A 1,240-nucleotide genomic window follows, 5' to 3' on the forward strand; every position below is an offset into this window, starting at 1 on the left:
CCCCTCCTCGCCCGCACCACCCCACCCCGCTCCACATTCCGCACAGGAGAGTCGCATGTACAAGCCGTTCGCGCTGCTCAGAGGCGCCACCCCTACGAAGAAGGCAGTCATCGCGGTCAGTGCCCTCGGCCTGATCGGGGCAGCGGGATGCAGCAGCTCGAGCCCCGCCGCCTCTGCGGGATCGTCCAAGGTCGCGGTCAAGAGCGTCGCCTTCGTCGGCGGAGTCAAGGACAGCCCCTTCTACTCCGCGATCGACTGCGGCGCCAAGACAGAGGCGAAGAAGCTCGGCGTCAAGTACTCCTATTCCGCGCCGGGCACCTTCGATCCCGCCGCCCAGCAGCCGGTGCTCAGCTCCGTCGTCGCCCAGAAGCCGCAGGCCATCCTCATCGCGCCGACGGACAAGACCGCGATGTTCCAGCCGATGCACCAGGCCAAGGCCGCCGGCAGCAACCTCATCACCGTCGACACCAAGCTCAGCGACACCTCGGATCTGTCCAGCCAGATCAACAGCGACAACATCGCGGGCGGAGCACTCGGCGCCGACACCCTCGCCAAGCTCATCGGCGACAAAGGGAAGGTCGTCGCGCTGAGCGAGCCGCCGGGCACCAGCACCGACGACGAGCGCGTGAAGGGCTTCGTCGACCAGATGAAGAAGAAGCACCCGGGTATCACCGTGCTGACCACGCAGTACGCCGACCACTCGGCACAGACCGCCGCCGCCAAGGTGAGTTCCGTCCTCGCGGCCCACCCCGACGTCAAGGGCGTCTTCGCGGTGGACAACTTCACCGGTGACGGCGCGCCCATCGGCGTCCGCAACGCCAACGCGCGCTCCAAGGTGAAGATCGTCGCCTTCGACGCCCAGCCCAGCCAGGTGCAGGCCCTGCGCGCCGGGGACATCGACGCGATCATCTCGCAGGACCCGTACGACATGGGTGTCCTGGGTGTGCAGTACGCCGTCGCCCTGGGCAAGGGTGAAACGGTAGACAAGGCCAAGATCACCGGTCTGGCCGCCATCACCAAGCAGAACATCGATGACCCCAAGGTCGCGCCGTACGTCTACAAGTCCTGCTGACCCGCGGGGCCCGGCGAGTCCCGCCGGGCCCTGGTACACGCTGATGTCACCGCGCGCCGCCACCCGCGCGAACCGCGGCCGCACTTCGCCTAGGAGAATCTCAATGACCGTGTCAAGCCGCCTGCGTGACCGGTGGAGCGGAGGTGAACAGCCTCTTGTCGCGCAGCA

Annotated in this window: 1 protein-coding gene; it reads left to right on the forward strand. The window is 67.3% G+C overall.

What is annotated here, in order from left to right; translation table 11 throughout:
* Window positions 1–55: 55 nt before the first annotated feature.
* Entirely contained in the window at window positions 56–1,072 is a 1,017-nt protein-coding gene (locus tag AC31A1_RS51635) for an ABC transporter substrate-binding protein (RefSeq protein WP_489659947.1), read from the forward strand.
* Window positions 1,073–1,240 lie beyond the last annotated feature (168 nt).

Source organism: Streptomyces sp. P5F9 (genome assembly GCF_057961495.1).